Source organism: Ruminiclostridium hungatei, from assembly GCF_002051585.1.
Classification (GTDB): Bacteria; Bacillota; Clostridia; order Acetivibrionales; family DSM-1351; genus Ruminiclostridium; species Ruminiclostridium hungatei.
In genome coordinates this window covers 36,605-56,144 of the sequence record NZ_MZGX01000013.1, presented here as the reverse complement: position 1 = coordinate 56,144, position 19,540 = coordinate 36,605, and the positions used below count along the sequence as shown (strand labels likewise).

The window sequence follows — 19,540 nt, the reverse complement described above, 5'->3', positions numbered from 1 at the left end:
TTGAATGATTAAAGTCAATACATACATATGCGAGGTAACTTTTATGAGTTTTGGGTTGTGTTCGATTTGCAACGATGAAATTATATATAAGGAAGATTATTTTAGTGCAAAATGTGTGAATTGTGGAAAGAAAGAAGAGTCTTACATAATATGCTCAAATGGTCATTATCTATGTAAGGAATGTGCTGCTAAGGAAGTTATGGATAAGCTTTATGAGATACTTCCTCTGATAGATTTGAAAAACCCACTGGATGTTGCAGAAAAGATTATTGGCAAATGTGGTATTTCTGGACATACACCTCATCCAATAACAGCAGCAGCATTTTTGTTGGCTATTAAGAATACTACAAATCATATTACAATGGATGATGTCTTGGAAGGTGTATCAAGAAGCTACGAAATACCAGGTGGATGGTGCGGGTACTATGGTGCGTGTGGATCAGCTATTGCGTTAGGTGTATGTTTTAGTGTTTTGCTAAATGCTACACCAACTGCCGACAAGGAGCGTAGTATAGCAAACATTGTTACAGCAAGAGGTTTGTTGGAAGTTGCTGATATGGGTGGGCCTTACTGCTGTGTTGGATCAATAAGAGCAGTATTGGAAAAAGGGATTGAATTAGCAAAAAGTAACTTAGGTGTGGTTTTTCCGGAAAAACAGATTAATCATAAAAAATGTTGGGCGGCCTCGTTCCAGCCAAACTGCAAAAAGGAACGATGTAGGTTCTATGATTTAGAGGCATTACAGAAAGAGGCATAATCCTGATTTGGATAACTTAAAGTAGAAAAGGTGATGTGAATATGAAAAGCATTAAACAAATTGCGATTTATGGTAAAGGTGGAATCGGTAAGTCAACTACATGCTCCAATATATCTGCAGCCCTTGGCTTAATGGGATATAGAGTTTTGCAGATCGGTTGTGATCCGAAAGCTGATTCTACAAAGAATTTGGTTGGGGGTCAAAAATCACAAAACATTTTGGACTACGTAAAGGATAATGCCAAAAACATTACTATTGATAACATTGTCAGAAAGGGATTTGCAAATACATATTGCATAGAGGCCGGCGGACCAGAACCAGGCATAGGTTGTGCTGGTAGAGGAATCATATCAGCGATAGAAATTATTGATCAACTTGATTTGTATAATGAACTTGATATTGAAGTTGTGGTATATGATGTTCTAGGCGATGTTGTATGTGGAGGATTTGCTGTACCCCTAAGAATGGGTTTTGCTAAAGAGGTCTATTTAATTACTTCAGGAGAAGTTATGGCATTATATGCAGCTAATAATATTGCAAAGGCTATTAACCGTTTCGGACAAAGAAGTGATGTGAGATTGGGCGGAATCATTTGTAACCAGCGAAACGCACATTTGGAAAAGGAAATTGTCAATGTGCTTTCTTCTAAATTAGGTACACAGATTATAGGATGGATTCCTAGAGATAATATTGTTCAGGAATGTGAACTTGAGGAAAAAACTGTAATGGAAGGTAGTCCTGAATCAGATCAAGCACAAGTATACACGGAATTAGCTAAAAATCTGCTTGGAAATAGTAATTATGTTATTCCTACGCCATTATCGGATGAGGACTTCGATAGAATGGTGAAAGAACCGCTGATAAGGAGATAAGTACTAGATGATAGATACGGAGATTAAAGGTAAGACCACAAAATTGTCTGCATTGGTAAAGGGGATAAAAAGTGACAGCTTAAATATACGTGATTGTGTAGATATGCACCAATTTTGTGCTTTTTGGGGCGCTTTTGATATTCTTAATTATTTTAATGATGTTGTTATTCTTGTTCATGGGCCATCCGGGTGTTTGGGTAACAGAAGATACCTGCCGGCAATGGGCTATCATAATGAGTGTGATAATAAACCTCATCTTTCTACTTCTTTTACTAATAAAGAGGTAGTGTTTGGCGGTGAGAAGAAGTTGATTGATAGCTTGATGGAAGTGGATAAGCAATACAAATCCAAAATTATAGCAGTCATAACAAATTGCTGTGCAGATATTATCGGAGACGACGTTGAGGGCTGTATAGAAGGGTTGCCTGAAGACTTAAGGAAAAAAGTTATTTATTTAAATACAGGAGGATATTCCGGGAAGTCTTATAGACGCGGAACCGAGATGGCATTTAAGCTTCTTACTAAATCTTTGCCTTCGAAAAAGTATGAGGAAAGCGCGAACTCTGAAAGTAAAATGGTGAATGTTTTCCTTAGGCGCTGGATTGGAGGACAGACAAAACAAGAAGAAATCACAGAGATAAAGCGAATGCTCCAAATAATTGGTGTAGAGGTAAACCAATTATTTGATCAAGGCATGTCAATCGAAGATTTTTATAAAATGCAAAAAGCGCAACTGAATGTAGCGGCATGTCTGTTTTTTGGCATGGGATTATTTGATGAATTAAAAAACAAGTTTAATGTGGCATATTCTGAATCCACCTACCCACTTGGCTTGTTTGCTACAAAAAAATGGCTTAATGAAATAATTACTTCATTAAATTTAAATGTAAATATTGATGAATTGCAGGAAGTTAAGGAATTGGAGAGAAAACGCAAAGAGTTGATATCACAAATTGGAAAAGGGAGGCATTGTATTATTTGGACCCAGACAGGGGAACGCATGATCGCGTTAACTAAGCTTGCGTATGAGCTGGAAATGGATCCAATTGTTGTGGGAGTTGAGCCTGCTATCGTTAAGGATAAATTCCCCATATTTGAAAAAGAAGTACTAGAAGATGGTTTTGATGTAAAGGTTTTTGTTACAAAATATATAGAAGATGTCCAGGACTTAATTGAGTATCTAGGTGATCCGATAATTTTCTGCAATAACAATTATTATCCTGGACGCACTGTATTTAAATATAAGCTTGCACAAAATCCTATTTATGGATTTAATGGTACGAGAAAATTGTATCAAGCAATGCACGATTCCATAAATAATAAAAGTAGTAAATATTCTTTATTTGTAGAAGGTTGAGAGTATGCGAAATACAACACTATGTATTGATTCAATTGAAAAGTGCGGCATTCTTGGTGTCAGTCAAGTAATTGCCCAAATAGAAAATTCATCGATAGTCGTTCATGGACCCAAGGGGTGCGTTTATCCGGCATATGAAGCTTCCATATTATATCCTTTGAACATAAACTATACCGAAATGTGTGAGAAAACAATCGTATTCGGTGGAGAAGTTGAAGTTAGCGAGAAAATTATTGATGAGTTTTATGAGAACCAACCGGATTTAATGGCGGTTGTTACTACTTGTGCATCTGAAATAATCGGTGATGATATTGATGGATTGATAAAGCGTGCAGATTTGCCAATACCCGTGCTTCGTATTGATGGAGGAGGCTTTCTGAATAATCAGACGTCTGGGATGAATATGGCTATGAGAACACTGGTTGAAAAACTATGTAAAGAAGCAGATTTGTCAAATCCTACAGTTAATATACTAAGTCCTGTTAGTATGAATAGCTGCTGGCAAGAGGATATGACATACTTAGTAAGCTTACTTGCGGAGTTTGGAATTATGGCAAGACCTTTATTCTGCAATGCATCGGTAGAACAAATTGGAAAGTATGCACATACATGTCTGAATGTAGTGATTTGCCCACCTATAGGGTTTGAGACTGCTGAATATATGAAGAAAGCATTTAAAATTCCATATATAACTTTATCGTATCCACTGGGAATGGAGAAAACAGAAGCCTTTATTAAAGGTATAGCAGAGACTGTTCAGCTTAATAAAGATATTACGCATCTTCTTGATGAAAAGAGAGCTATGGTCAAAAGTAAATTTCATAATGGAATGGGAAGAGTAAATTCAGTTAGGCTTTTCGAATATATAAAACAGTTGAACAAAATGATTGTAGGACCACCTGAAATTGCGCTGGCATTTACTAATATAATTACTAAGGAGTATGAAGATAGTATCGGAAGGGTCATCGTCAAGGATGTATCCAACGAGCAGGAAGAAGAAATCAAGGCTAAATTTGCTAAAATATCACCTGGCACGGATGTGCTAGTTACAAATGATAATCAGATAATTAAGGAAGAAATACAGAACAATAAACCGCAGGTCCTATTAGGCAGTGATCTTGAGTATTATTTTGCAAAAGAGCTATATGAGCCTGCGTATATTAACATTACTTATCCTGGAGCTCGTGAGTTGAATTTTCATAAACGTCCATTTTTAGGATATGACGGAACACTCAATTTTTTTGAGGTATGGTACAATAAAATAATTAATAGATATTATTGATTAATTAAGAAAAGGAGGTGCCAAAATGACCGGTGATGACTTAAAAGGTATATCAGATGATAAAGAGGATAGCCTGAAGAATACAGACGAGCTTACTGATAAAGAAAGCGAGTGCTGCACAGAAGAATGCAATTGCAGCCTTTTTGACTATAAAAGGCCAACGGCTGAAGATGCAAAAAAATCTAAAAGAAAAACTTGCTGCTAAAGAAATTTCGAGTATTCTCGGTTACCTGGATAATAAGCTTTATCTAAGGAAGTAGCCTTCTGTTTAAAGAAATAGAACCATGTATTTCTACTTAGCGGAAGGCTATTAACTATATAATTCTTTTATTGCATTAATATTTATGTTGAGAGTAGGAAAATAATATGATAAATACTTTACACCCTTGTTTCGATGAGACTCTATCCGGCTGTAGAATCCATTTACCAATTGCCAAACGATGCAATACCAAATGTAATTATTGTAGAATAGGAATATCATCTGATGCTCAAAGACCTGGCGTGACGGAAAGTATTCTCGATGTTAATGATGTAGTTACATATGTAAACAAAAGCTTGGAAATTTACGACGATTGTAAGATTATTGGGATAGCGGGCCCTGGTGACCCTTTGGCTAATCCAGATGAAACTTTTGAAGCCTTTAAGAGAATAAATAAAAATTTCCCCGACTTTAAGAAATGTATGTGTACAAACGGGTTTGGAGTAAAGGAGCATATTAAAAAAATTGAAGAAGCAGGCATAGATTATATCACATTAACAATTAATTCTGTTTGTACCGATAGTATCAATAACATATATAAATTTATATATTATCGTGATAAGTACTATGAAGGAATAGAAGCAGGCAAACTGATTTTGGATTTACAAAAGACTGCATTGGAATTGCTAAGTAGTATTGAAAACCTGAAAATAAAAATAAATGTTGTATTAATACCAGGAGTAAACGATAAAGAGCTTGACAACCTGATGTTATTTCTTAATAATTATCGGATTGATATAATAAATGTAATCCCTTTATTGCCTGTAAATGATACAAAATTTAAAAACATAGAAGCTTTTACGCATGGAGAGTTCTGTGAAATAAAAGAGAAATTGCATAATAAGTTTCCCAACATTAAGTTTAAAGGAAGTTGTCAAAGATGCCGTTCTGATGCCAGAGGGAACGTTCGTTCATGCTGATTAATTTATTTTCATGCATATTACTTTTAATTGCATAAAGAAAAATTAATGATATAATTGAAAATTGGAGGTGGTACTTCAGTGAATAAGTCAGGTAATGAAAGAGAATTAAGAGAACTAATCAGGGTAATGGAAGCAAAATTGGGAATAATAGGCGAGATTGAGGCGGCATGTTGCGGGATATCTTTTACTCAATGTCATGCAGTAACGGAGATTGGGCGCGTACCCAATATATCTTTAAATGAATTAGCTGAAAAACTAAATCTTGATAACAGTACAATGAGCAGGACTGTAAATAATCTTGTCAATGCGAATCTTGTTAACCGGGAGATTGATTCAAACGATAGACGGTATATTACAATATCACTGACCGATAGTGGTATGGAAATGTTTGAGAAAATAGAGGACTCAATGGGTAATTACTTTAAAAAAATATATGATAACATTCCACAGGATAAAAGTAGTCAGGTGTTAGAGTGTCTTAGATTATTAATAGATGCCATCAATAAAAGTAATTGTTAATTGCAATTAAATTGTTTAATAAATTAGGATTATTGATTTAAATAGTAATAAAGTTTATATAAAGTAGTATGACAGAAGACTGTGGGAATACATTTTTGCTTGTAATTTCCCGCCGTCTCTTTTATTATACATAAGAATATCTTTCTGTTTTAAGTTTCCAAAATTTATTCTAACAAAATATTTATGCTCAGTAACGTTGCATTAATTATAGAAAAATATTTACGGTGGAAAAATTAAACTTATTTGGCTGAAATCAGGTTTGTGTCTTGGAGGATACAAGCTCCAAATTAGCAAAGGAGCCAATCATGAGATATTGATACTATATCAGGAATGATCCGGAGGTTTGTATGTTAGGAATTGAACAGGCAAGAGAAGTTGTGTTGGATAGTGTGGTAAAAATAGATTCAGAAGTAGTAGATATAACATCTTCGTTAAATAGAATTCTGGCATGTGATATATATTCAGATATTGACCTGCCTACCTTTAATAATTCAGCTATGGATGGATATGCAGTTATTTCATCCGGACTTAAAGGAGCATCCTTTGATCAGCCCATATGGCTTGAGGTAATCGGGGAAATCCCTGCAGGATATACCTATAGCGGCAAATTAATGAATGGAAAGGCTTTAAAGATAATGACTGGTGCTCCGATTCCTGAAGGAGCCGACACAGTTGTTCCGATTGAGTATACAGAGGCAGAAGGTGCACTGGTAAAAGTGTTTCGCGGTGTAAAAGAGAAAGAAAATATCAGGTACAAAGGTGAAGATGTAGCACGCGGAAAGCTGGTAATTCCAGAAGGTAAAAAAATATCTCCAGTTGATATAGGAATGCTTGCTGCACAGAATCTTCGTACTATTAGTGTTGCCAAGCTACCTAGTGTGAGTATACTGGCCACTGGAGACGAGGTTGTTGATATAGGAGAGGAATTATCACCCGGTAAAATAAGAGATATTAATAGTTATAGTTTATATGCAAATGTCATTAAGTATGGGGGTATACCTATAAGCCTGGGCATTGCCAAGGACAATAAAGCTGCAATATTTAGAAGTATTGAAAACGGCTTAAATTCAGACATACTTTTAATTTCTGGAGGAGTATCTGTCGGAGATTATGATTTTGTGAAAGAAGTACTAATAGAAAAGGGTGTAAGTATAAAATTTTGGAAGGTTGCCATTAAACCTGGAAAGCCGGTACTTTTTGGGGTGAAGGGAAATACATTGGTATTTGGACTGCCTGGAAATCCAATTTCTACATTAGTGACCTTTAGGGAGTTTGTTTTACCTGCTATGTGTAAAATGCAGGGACGAGTGGGCAACCCGGTTAGAGAACAATATGCAGTTTTAGAAAGAGACATATCTATAGCCCCGGGGCGCAGACATTATATCATGGGGCGCATCTGTTACAGGGGAGGATCATATTTTGCAAAACCTGTTGGCATTCAGAGTTCAGGTGCACTTAATTCGATGTTGCAATCCAATTGCTTGATAGTTGTACCTGAAGATACTCCTCAAATTAAAAGCGGTGAACAGGTTTTAGTACAATTATTAGATGAATAAGGAATAATAAGAATGATACCGATAGTTTCAATAGTTGGAAAGAGCAATAGCGGAAAGACTACCTTAATAGAGAATTTAATTCCTAATTTAAAGGAAATGGGTTATAAAGTGGGTACCATAAAGCATGATGCTCATAAATTTGATATAGACCATGAAGGAAAAGATACTTGGAGAATGACTAAATCTGGGGCAAATACAGTTGTTATAGCTTCTATGGAAAAGATGGCCATGATTAAAAATATTGACTGTGAAAAAAACTTGGATGAAATAGCAGAATGGTTGTTTACTGACGTTGATATCATTATAACTGAAGGCTATAAAAGTATGGATAAGCCTAAAATAGAGGTTATACGATTTGATAATCCTATAACCACTACTGATAATAACCTTATTGCATTGGTTAATAATTTTGTTGATGAAAACTCTTTCCAGTCACCCGAAGGTTTTGATAATATTAAATTGTTCCGTTTTAAAGATGTAGAGAAAATTGCTGATTTTATTGTTCAAAGATTTTTATGCAAAGATTCGTAAAAGCGTTGAAGTTAAGAGATATATAATTTTGTTTTGATATAGCACAATAAAATCTTTATTTTACATGCTACTACTCCACAATAGAGAATTGAAATGGCTGGGAGAAACCTTGCTATAAAGTAATATCAGGCTGACAGGTTAGCTTGAGGTATAAGGGGTGATGAAAATTCTAATTGATAAATATGGCCGCAAAATTGATTATCTAAGAATTTCAGTAACGGATAGATGCAATTTAAGTTGTATATACTGTATTCCCAAATGTGGTGTACTTCAAGCTATTGAAGAAGAGATGCTGAGTATAAAGGAAATTGTAAGTTTTGTTAAGGTAGCAGCTTCACATGGTATAAGGAAAATAAAAATAACCGGTGGGGAGCCATTACTAAGAAAAGATATAGCAGCCTTAGTTTCTTGCATTACAGAAATTGATTCAATCATGGACATATCAATGACCACCAATGGGGTTTTAATAAAAAAATTCGCATCCGAATTAAAGAGAGCAGGACTTAAAAGATTAAATATAAGTTTAGACTCATTATGCTCAGATAAGTATAAGGAAATTACAAAATACGGAGAGCTCAAAGATGTTCTGACGGGGATTGAAAGAGCCATGGAACTAGGATTTTCTCAGATTAAGGTAAACACTGTCATTATAAGGGATATTAACCTTGATGAGATATTGGACTTTGTTCACTTCTCTACAGAGACCGGAATTGCTGTTAGATTTATAGAATATATGCCAACAAAAAACAGTCTTGATGGATATGCAAAAAAGTTTGTATCTGCTGATGAAATGAGATTTCTATGTAATGAGGCTTACAGTCTTTTACCGGCAGCAGTGGATGGAAATGGACCGGCAAAATACTATGTAATACCCGGTACAAATGGAACTATCGGGTTTATTAGCCCTTTGAGCTGTAAGTTCTGCTCCGACTGTAACCGAATAAGGCTGACGTCAGACGGGAGACTGGTTTCGTGCCTATATACGCAGGAATGGGTTGATATTAAAAATAGTCTTAGAAAAGGGCCTGATATTGATGAGGTTACTGAACTTTTATTTAGTGCAATTGCAAGCAAACCAGCAAGCCATAGTTTGATTGTTGAGGATAGACAAATGGATTTTTGTTCAATGATGAGGATAGGAGGATGAGATTTGATAGAAGAGTTGAGTCATCTGGATACGGAAGGAAGAGCAAAAATGGTAGATGTTTCAATTAAAGAGCCTACCTGCAGAGAAGCTTCTGCACAGGCTTCCATAGAAATGTCAGAAGAACTTCTTGAGCTGGTTAAATCAAATAAAGTTGCAAAAGGAGATATTTTTAGTGTGTCAAAATGTGCGGGTATTATGGCTGCAAAACAGACAAGCATGTTAATTCCTCTGTGCCATCAGATACCTTTGGATGAAGTAGAATTGGATTTCTATATTGAAAAGGATCGGATTGTTATTAAAACTTTTACCAGGGCATATTCTAAAACCGGAGTTGAAATGGAAGCATTAACCGCGGCATCTGTTGCTGCATTGACAATTTATGATATGTGTAAAGCAGTAGATAAAGGCATAATTATTTCAGAAATTAAGCTGCTTAAAAAGGTTGGCGGTAAAAGCGGTAATTTTTGCAGAGAGAATCGAGTTTGAATTATTTATTTAGCCGGACTGTTAAACTTCAATTTTAAGAAATATATAAATTTTAATAAGAAAGAGAGGCAATTTAAATTGATTGGGAGGGTTTATTCATTGAACATAAGTAAAGAGAAAGGGACTTCAAAGTATCCTGTTACAGAGATAGAAGCAATTGAGAATTATGGGTTTGAAGGTGATGCCCATTCTGGAGATCATATAAGACAGATTAGTCTTCTTTCTATTGAAAATATTATGAAACAGAACAGTAACAACCAAGGCAATAAAACTGATTTAGTTCTAAAACCAGGTGATTATGCAGAAAATATTACCACCCAGGGTATTGATTTAGGAAAACTCAAAATAGGGGATGGCTTATTGATTGGTAAAGATGTAGAACTGAAAGTGTCAAAGATAGGCAAGGAATGCCATTATAAGTGTGAGATATTTAAGAAAGTCAATAGTTGCATAATGCCAAAGCAAGGTTTATTTGCTATCGTAGAAAAATCCGGCAGTATAAAAATTGGTGATGAAATAAGGGTGAAAAAATGATTAAAATAGCAGTAGTAACAATATCCGATAGTGCCTCGAGAGGCCAAAGAGAAAGTACCAGTGACAAAGTAATTGCTGAAATGGTAAAGAATATTGGCTCAGTCGAAAGTCAGATTATAATTCCAGATGAATTAGATACAATAGTGGAATGTTTACAAAAGCTGGCAGATGAGAATTTTATGGATATTATACTGACAACAGGCGGGACTGGCTTAAGCCCCAGAGATGTTACTCCCGAGGCTACATATAAGGTGATTGACAGAGAAATTATTGGTATTCCCGAAAAAATGAGAATAGAAACTTCAAAGTATTCACCAAATGCCATATTATCACGGGCAGTTGCCGGAACCAGGAAAGATACGCTCATCATAAATCTTCCAGGAAGTCCGAAAGCAGTAAAGGAATGCCTGGGAACAATCTTGCCGGTTTTAGTACATACGGTTGATGTTATCAAGGGGAGGGTCGTAAGATGCGGAGGGTAGCTATTAACTAATGGAGTCAGGAACTTTGAAGGTTGCAGTGCAGTAGCGGTTATAGAATACCCGGCTATACCGAGCAGGAGAAATTATTTACACTCCCGACCCAAACAGAGAGGAAGTTAAATCCTCGGGAGTATTAATATTTACAAGTGATCTCATATTACTATCAAATTTTCTTATTTCATCCTCATGGATTTCTTTTACAGTAAAATATGAATAAATGTCAGTTATCCTTAAATTACCTTCCTCCACCTGTCTTTTTGCCAGGTTTGCACACTTTCTTGAATAGCAGGCAAATAGGGGTTCGTAAAGGCCTTCAATTTTAGGAACAACAATATCATATCTTGGAATATCAATAATATATTTCACAAGTGATTTGCTTATATAAGGCATATCACAGGCCACAACAAAGCAGCGTTCATACTTCATATTAACAAGACCTGTATACAAGCCTCCAAGCGAACCCTTATCAGGAATTATATCCGTAACAACTTTTACACCGGTATAAGAAAAATCTTCAGGTGTATTCGAAACAATTATGACTTCTGAAAAAACTTCTTTAAAAATAGCTAATATTCTATTAATAATTGTGTTTCCTTCAACATTTATAAAGGCTTTTTTCCTACCCATCCTACTATTCTTTCCTCCAGCTAATATTATCCCTGTCATCTGTCTAGCTCCTATCTCAATATATATTAAGTTTTTGATATTTGCCCAATTATCCATCAATTTTCAAGTTACCAAATCCATTTTATCAGATAGTATAATATAATGGATAGCGATATATTTTATATAGTCCGGTAAAAAATTAAAGATTTGGGGAAGATGGGTATTGCTTATCCATAAAATTTTTAGCCCTGATCTTAATTTTTTGTATTCCCTGATTATCATATTGATATTTTTCGATTTGATGCATATAATAATCATATCGAAGATATTAGATTTGAGGTGCCGATATGGAAAACCACTTAGAACATTTAAAAGTGTTCAAGGCATTGGGAGACGCTAAAAGAGTCATGATTGTGGATATGTTATCCTGCGGGGAACTTTGCGCCTGTATGATTTTGGAGAAGCTTGAGATATCCCAATCCACCCTGTCTCACCACATGAAACTCCTGTGCGAATGTGGACTTGTAAAAGGAAGGAACGAAGGCAAATGGACGTACTATTCGTTAGACACGGAAACAATCCGCAAAACGAAGAAGTTTTTCTGCAGCATCACATCCTATAAGGATAACTGCATCTGCAAGGAAGATGCGAATTGTTGCAAAGGATGTGATGAAAATGAGTGAGGAGAAATCCATAACGCCGTGTAACAAAAAGGATAAATGGGTAACTGGTGAAATCTATACCCCGCAAGGCAGCGTGCCTGTAGTTTCAACGGACCTTCATTTCAAAGACATGCTTGGAGCGTGGAAAGTGCGCTGGGGTATAGGCAGGATGAATTACAAAATCAATCCGGAGATTTATGCCATAGGCAAGCCAGACCACACTTCCCCCGTACTTGTCAGCGCAAACTACAAACTGACATTTGATACTTTGCGGAAAGAGCTTTCGGAATTGAATTGCTGGGTTCTGATACTCGATACAAAGGGCATCAATGTTTGGTGCGCTGCCGGTAAAGGCACCTTTGGAACCGATGAGCTGGTAAACCGCATATCAAAGACGGGGCTGGCCGATATTGTATCGCACAGGACATTAATTTTACCGCAATTGGGTGCCCCGGGTGTGAGCGCCCATGAAGTGACCAGGCGAACCGGATTTTCAGTGGTTTACGGCCCTGTAAGAGCATGTGATATAAAGGATTTCCTTGTTTCTGGCTTTAAGGCTACAGAGGAAATGCGTACTGTGAAATTTACGATGTGGGATCGTCTGGTTCTCACACCTGTGGAGCTGGTTGCAGCCGTAAAGATATCATTGATGGTCTTCGGAGTATTGTTCCTCATAAATCTTTTCGCAGCAAGAACTTTCGGGCTTGCGGATTTTATCATTTATGTGGGAGCAGTGGTAACCGGAACCGTTTTAACGCCTATGCTCCTTTGCTTTATACCCGGCAGGGCGTTTTCCTGGAAGGGTTGGCTGCTGGGGCTGTGCTGGACAGCAGGGTTTATCGGGTTTAACGGCTGGTTTGTCCCGGAATTTTTACTTCTTGCCATAGGTTATCTGCTGATACTGCCTTCATTGTCGGGGTTTCTGGCGATGAATTTCACAGGCTCATCAACATACACCTCTTTTTCCGGCGTTATTAAGGAAATGAAAATAGCGGTACCGCTCATGGTTCTTTCATCTGCCGCAGGGATTGTGCTGGTGCTGATAAAGAGCCTATGGACTTGATAAGGAGGGCGTTATGAGATATAAGTATTTGAAAAATGTCACAACGCTTTGTCTATCGGCTGAAAAATGTATCTGTTGTGGAAGATGCACAGAGGTTTGCCCTCATGGAGTGTTCGGCATACATGATAAAAAGGCCCGGATAAAAGACAAAGATTGGTGTATGGGGTGTGGTGCTTGCGCGATAAATTGCCCCGTGAAAGCCATTGACGTTGATGTCGGAGTTGGATGCGCCGCCGCCGTGATAATAGGCTGGCTGACCCGAAGCGAACCGAGTTGTGATTTTCAAGCGTCGGAGAATGCTGCTAAAAAATAAAAAGATATGGAAGGTGTTTTTATGGGTAAAGAGAATACGGGTATAGGCTTCTTCGAAAAATATCTGACACTTTGGGTTTTGCTGTGTATGGCGGCGGGTATCCTGATTGGGAAATTTCTGCCGGGCGTTCCCGCATTTTTGGGACGATTTGAGTACGCGTATACCTCCATTCCTATTGCGGTACTAATTTGGATTATGATCTATCCCATGATGCTTAAAGTGGATTTTAAGTCCATCCGAAATGTGCGCAGGCATCCGCAGGGATTGCTCATATCCAGCGGAATAAGCTGGCTGATTAAACCTTTCCTGATGTTCGGGCTTGCGTCTTTTTTCTTCTATATAATATTTACAGCCTTTATCCCCACAGAATTGGCAAGGGATTATGTGGCTGGCGCGGTACTGCTGGGCGCGGCTCCCTGCACCGCAATGGTGTTTGTGTGGAGCCATCTGACAAAGGGTGATCCGGCCCACACGCTTGTGCAGGTGTCCATTAACGACCTGCTGATTATTTTCCTGTTTGCGCCAATTGTATCTTTTCTGCTGGGTGTATCGAATATTCAGGTGCCGTGGGATGTACTGCTTTTCTCAGTGGTAGTGTTTGTGGCAGTCCCTCTGGCGGGTGGTGCGTTTACCCGTGTTTGGATGATCCGGCACAAAGGCGAGGATTATTTCAAGCATCGTTTCATCCCCAGGTTTAACGGCGTTACGACCACAGGTCTGTTAATGACACTCGTCATTATATTCTCATTTCAAGGGGACGCCATACTGAACCACCCTCTTCATGTGCTGATGATCGCCGTGCCACTGGTGCTCCAGAATATCATTACAGCGCTCTTGGCATACCTGTTATGTAAAAAGCTGAAACAGCCGCATAACATCGCAGCTCCCGCCGCGCTCATTGGTGCATCGGACTTCTTTGAGCTGTCGGTAGCCGTCGCCATTACGCTTTTCGGGGCAACGTCCCCTGTGGTGCTGGTCACGACGGTTGGGGTACTCACCGAGGTTCCCGTAATGCTTCTGCTGGTGCGGTTTGTGAATAAGACCCACCACTGGTTTTCAAAGCCAGTATCCGAACAAAATTTAAGAGGTGAATCAATTTGACAAAGGTTGCGTTTATTTGTGTGCATAACTCCTGCCGCTCGCAGATTGCGGAGGCATTGGGCAAACACCTTGCCGGGGATGTTTTTGAAAGCTATTCGGCGGGAACGGAAATCAAACCGCAAATCAATCAGGAGGCGGTACGGCTGATGAAACAGCTATACGGGATAGATATGGAGCAAACACAGCATCCAAAACTCCTTTCAGACATTCCACAGAGTGATGTTATTGTCACGATGGGATGCAATGTCACTTGCCCATATCTCCCTTGCAAACACAGGGAGGATTGGGGATTAGATGATCCAACTGAAAAAAGTGATGAGGAATTTATCGCTGTTATACGTGAGATAGAAAGTAAGATAAAGCAACTTGCTGACAGGATTAAAACCAATTTTTTATAGAGAATTAGGTGTATAAAAATATATTAAGGAAATGTGGTTGCCTATTGTGGCAGAGCGTTCCATGAGTAAAGAAAAGTGACGGGTAATGGATTTATTCTGATTACCCATTATTTCCCCCTTGACGGGCTGGGATTTTAGGAATCATAGCAATAGGATACGCCTTGTCTCCAATTGATTTGATTCCGGATTTCATTCCTCAACGCATTTTTATAATTTGATACTTTACATAAATCATAAAGATTTATTCTATTACCGCATGTTCAGTTTGCCTGAAATGCGGTTTTTTTCTGCCCGTTCCATCCTGCTTACCACGTGTCTGACGGTTGCAAAAGGCCAAATATGGAGAATGCCGTATCTACAATATTTTTTTGCGATTGTACTCCTATATAAACATTGATGATACATAACAACAGGGCTTAAAATGATTTTGATAAAAAAATAACAATGTAAAAACAAAATAAATATGGTTATTTTTCACGTATCAGGAGGCGAAATAAATGAAGGATTCAAGAATTGAAGTTGTTGATGCCGTATTAAATAAATATGATCATAACAAATCATATCTGATTGCAGTCTTGCAGGAAATCCAAAATGAATACAAGTATTTGCCGGAGGATTTGCTGGAACAGGTGGCACGGAAATTGGATATAAATCTTTCCAAAATATTCAGTGTGGCAACCTTTTATGAAAATTTTTCACTGGTTCCAAAAGGCAAGTACATAATAAAGGTCTGTGACGGAACAGCCTGTCACGTAAGAAAATCAATTCCTATCCTGAATGCCATGAGAAAAGAGCTGGGACTGGATGAAAAAAAGCATACCACAGACGACATGCTGTTTACCGTAGAGACGGTATCCTGCCTGGGGGCCTGCGGTCTGGCTCCTGTAATTACCATAAACGACAAGGTGTACGCAAAAATGACGCCGGATATGACTGTAGAAATCTTAAAGACTTTAAGGAGTGAAGGATAATGAAAATAAATAATCTGGAAGAATTAAAAACCTTTTCCGCCAAGTCGACAAAGGCGTTGGAAAATCAGAAAAAAAAGGTTCTGGTATGTGCAGGAACAGGGTGCGTTGCCGGAGGTTCAATAGAAATCTACAACAGGATCAGGGAGCTTATTGAACAGCATGAGCTTCTGGTGGACCTGGAGCTGGAATATGAAAAGGAAGGCATCGGAGTCAAGAAAAGCGGCTGTCACGGCTTCTGTGAAATGGGTCCTCTGGTGAGAATCGAGCCGGAAAATTATTTGTACTTAAAGGTTCAACTGGAAGATTGTGTGGAAATTGTTGAAGATACACTTATAAATAACAGACCTGTGAAGCGTTTGATGTACAGCTCCGAAAACCGCATATATGAAGCACAGGAGGATATTCCCTTCTATCACAAGCAGACAAGGCAGGTTCTGAAGAATTGCGGAAGCATCAATGCCGAATCCTTTACGGAATATGTTGCGAAAGGCGGTTACCAGGCTCTGAGCAAGGTGCTGTTTGAAATGGAGCCCCAGGAGGTTTGTCAATCCATAATTGATTCCAATCTCAGAGGAAGAGGCGGCGGAGGCTATCCTGCAGGAAGAAAGTGGTCGCAGGTGCTGAAGCAGGACAGCAAAGTAAAATACATTGTCTGTAACGGTGACGAAGGTGATCCGGGGGCCTTTATGGACAGAAGCATCATGGAAGGAGACCCTCATGGAGTAATAGAAGGCATGCTCATAGCAGGGTATGCCACAAAAAGCACCGCAGGCTACATATATGTGAGGGCCGAATATCCTCTTGCGGTGGACAGGCTCAGGATTGCAATAGAAGATGCCAGAAAACACGGCTTACTGGGAGAAAACATACTTGCTTCAGGCTTTTCCTTTGATATTAACATAAACAAGGGAGCAGGAGCTTTCGTCTGCGGAGAGGGCAGTGCATTGACCGCCTCAATCGAGGGCGAAAGGGGAATGCCCAGGGTGAAGCCGCCCAGAACTGTTGAAAAGGGGCTGTGGCAGAAGCCTACCGTACTGAACAATGTGGAAACCTTTGCAAACGTGCCGTTGATAATCAGGAACGGAAGTGCATGGTTCAGGGGTATCGGTCCGGAAAACAGCCCCGGAACCAAGGCCTTTGCCATCACTGGAAATGTAAATAACACAGGACTTATAGAGGTTCCCATGGGAACCACCCTGCGGGAAGTAATCTTCGATATAGGCGGCGGAATAAAGGACGGCAAGAAATTCAAGGCCGTCCAGATAGGGGGGCCTTCCGGAGGCTGCCTTACCGAGGAACATCTGGAGCTTCCCCTGGACTTTGATTCACTTAAAAAGGTGGGGGCAATGATAGGCTCAGGAGGTCTTGTTGTAATGGATGAAGACACCTGTATGGTTGAGGTTGCGCGATTCTTCATGAACTTTACCCAGAACGAGTCCTGCGGAAAATGCGTTCCCTGCAGGGAAGGAACAAAGCGGATGCTGGAGATACTGGAAAGGATAGTTGCCGGAAAGGGCAGCCTGGAGGATCTGGAGCTGCTGGAAGAACTGGCGGACACCATAAGCAGCACAGCCCTGTGCGGTCTGGGGAAATCAGCCGCAAGTCCTGTGGTCAGCACCTTGAAATACTTCAGAGCTGAGTATGTTGAACATGTAGTTGATAAAAAATGTGCTACACATACCTGTAAGGCCCTGGGTTCCATAGTGATTGACAGGGAAAAGTGCAGAGGCTGCAGCAAGTGCGCCAGAATATGCCCTGTTCAGGCAATTGACGGGAAAATCAAAGAGCCTTACACAATAAACCAAAGCAAATGTATAAAGTGCGGCGCGTGTATTGAAGCCTGCTCCTTCAAAGCCATAATGGAGGCATAATTGTGCGGTGGCCCGGTACCGACCTTGTTTTTTATTGCAGTATAGCGTGTCTACGCAGATAGGAGAAATTAATATGGGAAACATGATAATAGATGGACAGATAGTTGAATTTGGTGAAGAAAAAAACATACTTGCCGTTATCCGTAAGGCGGGCATAGAGCTTCCAACCTTCTGCTATCATTCTGAACTGAGTGTTTACGGCGCATGCAGAATGTGTATGGTTGAGGACAAGTGGGGAGGCACTCTGACCTCCTGCTCCACTCCTCCCAAGGATGGAATGGAAGTGCGGACAAATACCGAAAAGCTGAAGAAGCACAGAAAAATGATTCTTGAGCTGCTTCTGGCAAACCACGACAGGGATTGCACCACCTGTGAGAAAAGCGGGAGGTGCAGGCTGCAGGAAATAGCTCTGAAGGTTGGAGTAAAGCAGATAAGGTTCGGGCAGGAAAAGAAGGAAATTCCTGTGGATGACCTGGGCCCCTCTATTGTGAGAAATCCCAACAAGTGCATCCTGTGCGGGGACTGCGTAAGAGCCTGTCAGGAAATACAGGGCGTGGGAGTGCTGGATTTCGCATACAGAGGCTCAAACCTTCAGGTCACCACAGCCTTTAACAAGGCACTCCACCAGGTTGACTGCGTTAACTGCGGACAGTGCCGTGTGGTCTGCCCAACCGGCGCATTAATGATAAAGAAGGACATAGACAGGGCATACGAAGCTTTGCAGGACCGGAACAAAAGGGTCATAGCCCAGATAGCGCCGGCGGTGAGGGTTGCAATCGGTGAAGAGTTCGGAATGGAGCCCGGCGCCATAACTACCGGAAAGATTGTAGCAGCACTGAGGAAGCTTGGCTTTGATCAGATATTCGACACAGCCGTGGGCGCCGACCTTACAGTTATAGAAGAGGCGGAAGAGCTCATGGAAAGGATACAGAACAGGGAGCAGCAGGCAAAGAAAGGCAAGCCGCAGGCCCAATTCCCTCTTTTCAGCTCCTGCTGCCCTGCCTGGTTCAAATATGCCGAGCAGAAGCATCCCGATCTGATGGGGCATGTGTCCTCCTGCCGCTCGCCACAGCAGATGTTCGGAGTGGTGATTAAGGAAGAGTTTAAGAAGCTCTATAAAAACGATGACAAGGAAAATGTCGTAATAGCAATAATGCCTTGTACAGCAAAGAAGTTTGAGGCTGCAAGACCTGAGAACAGTAATAATGGCATAAGGGACGTGGATATGGTCATAACCACACAGGAGCTTGCCATAATGATACAGCAGAGCGGTATAGTGTTCGGCGAGCTTGAGGATGAGGCCCTGGATATGCCATTCGGCTTCACCAGCGGCGCCGGGGTTATCTTCGGAGTAAGCGGAGGCGTTTCGGAGGCTGTACTGAGGTACTATTTCAAGGAAAAGAATGCCGCTACTCTTCAGAACATTTCATATTCGGGAGTAAGGGGAATGGAAGGCGTAAAGGAAGCAAGCGTCGAGATAGACGGCAGGAATGTAAGAATAGGTGTGGTACACGGCCTGAAAAATGCTGAAAGCCTTATAAAGAAAATAGAAAAAGGTGAGGAACGGTTTGATTTCGTGGAGGTAATGGCCTGCCCCGGCGGCTGTATCGGCGGAGCGGGACAGCCCATCCCCCAGAACAGCGATGTAAGGAAAAAGAGGGCAAAAGGAATTTACAAGGTGGATAAGGCCTCCCCAATAAAGAGATCTGAGGACAATCCTGCAATCGAAGCCTTGTACAGCGGAATTCTCATAAGCAACAGAGAGATACTTCACAGGCATAAGCACAAAAAATAAAATGCCTTTTCAAAAGGATACATACCGGCATACCGGTTTCCCAAAAGTGCCGGGA

The 19,540-nt window shown here is 39.9% G+C and carries 23 protein-coding genes; 22 read left to right on the top strand and 1 reads right to left on the bottom strand.

Annotation, left to right across the window (positions count from 1 at the left end):
* The first annotated feature begins 43 nt into the window (after positions 1 to 43).
* The 13 genes from CLHUN_RS10765 to CLHUN_RS10705 all read left to right on the top strand — a co-directional run bounded on the left by CLHUN_RS10765 (position 44) and on the right by CLHUN_RS10705 (position 10,705).
* On the top strand, positions 44 to 757 hold the full coding sequence (locus CLHUN_RS10765; protein ID WP_080064598.1) for a DUF5714 domain-containing protein: 714 nt from the start codon (positions 44 to 46) through the stop codon (positions 755 to 757).
* A 41-nt stretch (positions 758 to 798) separates the two neighbouring features.
* Positions 799 to 1,629 carry a nucleotide-binding protein gene (locus CLHUN_RS10760; RefSeq protein WP_080064597.1) on the top strand — a complete coding sequence of 277 codons (831 nt, stop codon included), beginning with the start codon at positions 799 to 801 and terminating at the stop codon, positions 1,627 to 1,629.
* A gap of 7 nt (positions 1,630 to 1,636) precedes the next feature.
* The gene (locus CLHUN_RS10755; protein WP_080064596.1) at positions 1,637 to 2,986 is read left to right on the top strand and encodes a nitrogenase component 1; all 1,350 of its coding nucleotides are present in this window, start codon (positions 1,637 to 1,639) and stop codon (positions 2,984 to 2,986) included.
* A 4-nt stretch (positions 2,987 to 2,990) separates the two neighbouring features.
* On the top strand, positions 2,991 to 4,268 hold the full coding sequence (locus tag CLHUN_RS10750; RefSeq protein ID WP_080064595.1) for a nitrogenase component 1: 1,278 nt from the start codon (positions 2,991 to 2,993) through the stop codon (positions 4,266 to 4,268).
* Positions 4,269 to 4,293: 25 nt separating this feature from the next.
* A complete protein-coding gene (locus CLHUN_RS10745) occupies positions 4,294 to 4,473 on the top strand; it encodes a hypothetical protein (protein ID WP_080064594.1) in 180 nt (59 codons plus the stop codon).
* Between the two features lie 161 nt (positions 4,474 to 4,634).
* Positions 4,635 to 5,447 carry a radical SAM protein gene (locus CLHUN_RS10740; protein WP_080064593.1) on the top strand — a complete coding sequence of 271 codons (813 nt, stop codon included), beginning with the start codon at positions 4,635 to 4,637 and terminating at the stop codon, positions 5,445 to 5,447.
* A gap of 81 nt (positions 5,448 to 5,528) precedes the next feature.
* The gene (locus tag CLHUN_RS10735; protein WP_242656495.1) at positions 5,529 to 5,969 is read left to right on the top strand and encodes a MarR family winged helix-turn-helix transcriptional regulator; all 441 of its coding nucleotides are present in this window, start codon (positions 5,529 to 5,531) and stop codon (positions 5,967 to 5,969) included.
* Positions 5,970 to 6,316: 347 nt separating this feature from the next.
* The gene (locus CLHUN_RS10730) at positions 6,317 to 7,525 is read left to right on the top strand and encodes a molybdopterin molybdotransferase MoeA (RefSeq protein WP_080064592.1); all 1,209 of its coding nucleotides are present in this window, start codon (positions 6,317 to 6,319) and stop codon (positions 7,523 to 7,525) included.
* Between the two features lie 12 nt (positions 7,526 to 7,537).
* Positions 7,538 to 8,056: a molybdopterin-guanine dinucleotide biosynthesis protein B gene (mobB, locus tag CLHUN_RS10725; protein WP_080064591.1), complete on the top strand. Its 519-nt coding sequence runs from the start codon at positions 7,538 to 7,540 to the stop codon at positions 8,054 to 8,056.
* Positions 8,057 to 8,216: 160 nt separating this feature from the next.
* Positions 8,217 to 9,203: a GTP 3',8-cyclase MoaA gene (moaA, locus tag CLHUN_RS10720; RefSeq protein ID WP_080064590.1), complete on the top strand. Its 987-nt coding sequence runs from the start codon at positions 8,217 to 8,219 to the stop codon at positions 9,201 to 9,203.
* A 3-nt stretch (positions 9,204 to 9,206) separates the two neighbouring features.
* Complete coding sequence (gene moaC, locus CLHUN_RS10715) at positions 9,207 to 9,689, top strand: cyclic pyranopterin monophosphate synthase MoaC (RefSeq protein WP_080064589.1); 483 nt, start codon at positions 9,207 to 9,209, stop codon at positions 9,687 to 9,689.
* A 99-nt stretch (positions 9,690 to 9,788) separates the two neighbouring features.
* Positions 9,789 to 10,223, top strand: coding sequence for an MOSC domain-containing protein (locus CLHUN_RS10710; RefSeq protein ID WP_242656494.1), 435 nt, complete (start codon positions 9,789 to 9,791; stop codon positions 10,221 to 10,223).
* Complete coding sequence (locus tag CLHUN_RS10705; RefSeq protein ID WP_080064587.1) at positions 10,220 to 10,705, top strand: MogA/MoaB family molybdenum cofactor biosynthesis protein; 486 nt, start codon at positions 10,220 to 10,222, stop codon at positions 10,703 to 10,705. The genes CLHUN_RS10710 and CLHUN_RS10705 overlap by 4 nt, the downstream gene beginning before the upstream one ends.
* Positions 10,706 to 10,792: 87 nt before the next feature.
* Here the strand turns inward: CLHUN_RS10705 and CLHUN_RS10700 are convergent, their stop codons facing one another.
* Complete coding sequence (locus tag CLHUN_RS10700; RefSeq protein WP_165755724.1) at positions 10,793 to 11,371, bottom strand: molybdenum cofactor guanylyltransferase; 579 nt, start codon at positions 11,369 to 11,371, stop codon at positions 10,793 to 10,795.
* A gap of 287 nt (positions 11,372 to 11,658) precedes the next feature.
* Here CLHUN_RS10700 and CLHUN_RS10695 point away from each other — a divergent pair, with 287 nt between their 5' ends.
* The 9 genes from CLHUN_RS10695 to CLHUN_RS10655 all read left to right on the top strand — a co-directional run bounded on the left by CLHUN_RS10695 (position 11,659) and on the right by CLHUN_RS10655 (position 19,485).
* Positions 11,659 to 11,994 (top strand): ArsR/SmtB family transcription factor, encoded by a 336-nt coding sequence (locus CLHUN_RS10695; protein WP_080064585.1) that lies wholly within the window; start codon positions 11,659 to 11,661, stop codon positions 11,992 to 11,994.
* Positions 11,957 to 13,036 carry a mercury methylation corrinoid protein HgcA gene (gene hgcA / locus CLHUN_RS10690; protein WP_422785053.1) on the top strand — a complete coding sequence of 360 codons (1,080 nt, stop codon included), beginning with the start codon at positions 11,957 to 11,959 and terminating at the stop codon, positions 13,034 to 13,036. The genes CLHUN_RS10695 and hgcA overlap by 38 nt, the downstream gene beginning before the upstream one ends.
* Positions 13,037 to 13,049: 13 nt before the next feature.
* A complete protein-coding gene (gene hgcB, locus CLHUN_RS10685) occupies positions 13,050 to 13,349 on the top strand; it encodes a mercury methylation ferredoxin HgcB (RefSeq protein ID WP_080064583.1) in 300 nt (99 codons plus the stop codon).
* 21 nt (positions 13,350 to 13,370) lie between these two features.
* Positions 13,371 to 14,450, top strand: coding sequence for an ACR3 family arsenite efflux transporter (gene arsB / locus CLHUN_RS10680; RefSeq protein WP_080064657.1), 1,080 nt, complete (start codon positions 13,371 to 13,373; stop codon positions 14,448 to 14,450).
* Positions 14,447 to 14,848, top strand: coding sequence for an arsenate reductase ArsC (locus CLHUN_RS10675; protein ID WP_207559157.1), 402 nt, complete (start codon positions 14,447 to 14,449; stop codon positions 14,846 to 14,848). Before arsB ends, CLHUN_RS10675 begins: the two co-directional genes overlap by 4 nt.
* 131 nt (positions 14,849 to 14,979) lie before the next feature.
* Entirely contained in the window at positions 14,980 to 15,066 is an 87-nt protein-coding gene (locus CLHUN_RS22890; protein ID WP_080064656.1) for a DUF1232 domain-containing protein, read from the top strand.
* A gap of 279 nt (positions 15,067 to 15,345) precedes the next feature.
* Positions 15,346 to 15,819, top strand: a complete 474-nt coding sequence (locus CLHUN_RS10665) for an NADH-quinone oxidoreductase subunit NuoE family protein (RefSeq protein WP_080064581.1) — start codon at positions 15,346 to 15,348, stop codon at positions 15,817 to 15,819.
* Positions 15,819 to 17,690 (top strand): NADH-quinone oxidoreductase subunit NuoF, encoded by a 1,872-nt coding sequence (locus CLHUN_RS10660; RefSeq protein ID WP_080064580.1) that lies wholly within the window; start codon positions 15,819 to 15,821, stop codon positions 17,688 to 17,690. The genes CLHUN_RS10665 and CLHUN_RS10660 overlap by 1 nt, the downstream gene beginning before the upstream one ends.
* Before the next feature lie 73 nt (positions 17,691 to 17,763).
* Positions 17,764 to 19,485 (top strand): [FeFe] hydrogenase, group A, encoded by a 1,722-nt coding sequence (locus CLHUN_RS10655; protein ID WP_080064579.1) that lies wholly within the window; start codon positions 17,764 to 17,766, stop codon positions 19,483 to 19,485.
* Positions 19,486 to 19,540 lie beyond the last annotated feature (55 nt).

Excerpts from the sequence above, each read along its gene's own strand:
- CLHUN_RS10755 (WP_080064596.1), top strand. The coding sequence starts at position 1,637 with ATGATAGATACGGAGATTAAAGGTAAGACCACAAAATTGTCTGCATTG.
- hgcB (WP_080064583.1), top strand. The coding sequence starts at position 13,050 with ATGAGATATAAGTATTTGAAAAATGTCACAACGCTTTGTCTATCGGCT.
- CLHUN_RS10660 (WP_080064580.1), top strand. The coding sequence starts at position 15,819 with ATGAAAATAAATAATCTGGAAGAATTAAAAACCTTTTCCGCCAAGTCG.
- CLHUN_RS10760 (WP_080064597.1), top strand. The coding sequence starts at position 799 with ATGAAAAGCATTAAACAAATTGCGATTTATGGTAAAGGTGGAATCGGT.
- CLHUN_RS10665 (WP_080064581.1), top strand. The coding sequence starts at position 15,346 with ATGAAGGATTCAAGAATTGAAGTTGTTGATGCCGTATTAAATAAATAT.
- mobB (WP_080064591.1), top strand. The coding sequence starts at position 7,538 with ATGATACCGATAGTTTCAATAGTTGGAAAGAGCAATAGCGGAAAGACT.
- CLHUN_RS10750 (WP_080064595.1), top strand. The coding sequence starts at position 2,991 with ATGCGAAATACAACACTATGTATTGATTCAATTGAAAAGTGCGGCATT.
- CLHUN_RS10765 (WP_080064598.1), top strand. The coding sequence starts at position 44 with ATGAGTTTTGGGTTGTGTTCGATTTGCAACGATGAAATTATATATAAG.
- CLHUN_RS10730 (WP_080064592.1), top strand. The coding sequence starts at position 6,317 with ATGTTAGGAATTGAACAGGCAAGAGAAGTTGTGTTGGATAGTGTGGTA.
- moaA (WP_080064590.1), top strand. The coding sequence starts at position 8,217 with ATGAAAATTCTAATTGATAAATATGGCCGCAAAATTGATTATCTAAGA.
- CLHUN_RS10700 (WP_165755724.1), bottom strand. The coding sequence starts at position 11,371 with ATGACAGGGATAATATTAGCTGGAGGAAAGAATAGTAGGATGGGTAGG.
- CLHUN_RS10745 (WP_080064594.1), top strand. The coding sequence starts at position 4,294 with ATGACCGGTGATGACTTAAAAGGTATATCAGATGATAAAGAGGATAGC.
- hgcA (WP_422785053.1), top strand. The coding sequence starts at position 11,957 with ATGCGAATTGTTGCAAAGGATGTGATGAAAATGAGTGAGGAGAAATCC.
- CLHUN_RS10655 (WP_080064579.1), top strand. The coding sequence starts at position 17,764 with ATGGGAAACATGATAATAGATGGACAGATAGTTGAATTTGGTGAAGAA.
- arsB (WP_080064657.1), top strand. The coding sequence starts at position 13,371 with ATGGGTAAAGAGAATACGGGTATAGGCTTCTTCGAAAAATATCTGACA.
- CLHUN_RS10705 (WP_080064587.1), top strand. The coding sequence starts at position 10,220 with ATGATTAAAATAGCAGTAGTAACAATATCCGATAGTGCCTCGAGAGGC.
- CLHUN_RS10740 (WP_080064593.1), top strand. The coding sequence starts at position 4,635 with ATGATAAATACTTTACACCCTTGTTTCGATGAGACTCTATCCGGCTGT.
- CLHUN_RS10695 (WP_080064585.1), top strand. The coding sequence starts at position 11,659 with ATGGAAAACCACTTAGAACATTTAAAAGTGTTCAAGGCATTGGGAGAC.